Genomic DNA, 584 nt, shown 5'->3' on the forward strand with positions numbered 1-584 from the left:
ACAGATTGCTTGATTCAAATTGTTAAAGAGCGACGCAACAGTGTGTTGCTGCGGGAGTGGAATTCTACTCAACCGCCTTCTCGAGTCAAGCCTTATTTTCAAAGGCTTTTCGAGGTTACCGACGAGGTTGTTTGCGTTGCCGCTTGCCCTGTCGATGGAGGCGCATTATAGGGAACAGATTCTTTCTGACAACCCCTTATCGGCAATAAAATTGCAAAAAAGGACACTTTTTTAGTTATTCATCTCCAATCACAGCTTTTATACAAACTTATCCACAGAAACAGTCTCCAGGTTGTTAGAATGGCCGAAAACAAGGAGGCAAAGATGGACTTGCGACTGAGACCCTACAAAGGACAACGCCCGCAATTGGGCAAATGGGTATATGTAGGGCGATATCAGCTGGCTGACGATGTTCACGCCAAGTGATCCAACCATTAACCATTCACCACTCAGCAGTGGTTTGGGAACAGCGCTTACTTCTATAGAAGAACATATAGGTGAATGATGAGTTGAGGCAGTTGAGGCAGTTGAGGCAGTTGAGGCAGTTGAGGCAGTTGAGGCAGTTGAGGCAGTTGAGGCAGTTG

The 584-nt window shown here is 46.2% G+C and carries 1 pseudogene; it reads left to right on the forward strand.

Going from position 1 to position 584, the window contains the following annotated elements:
• Nucleotides 1-300: 300 nt before the first annotated feature.
• Nucleotides 301-411 (forward strand): annotated as a pseudogene (locus tag G5332_RS20210) (gamma carbonic anhydrase family protein); the annotation flags it as partial.
• Nucleotides 412-584 lie beyond the last annotated feature (173 nt).

The sequence above is a fragment of the Aeromonas sp. 603757 genome (genome assembly GCF_049171255.1).
GTDB lineage: Bacteria > Pseudomonadota > Gammaproteobacteria > Enterobacterales > Aeromonadaceae > Aeromonas > Aeromonas veronii_A.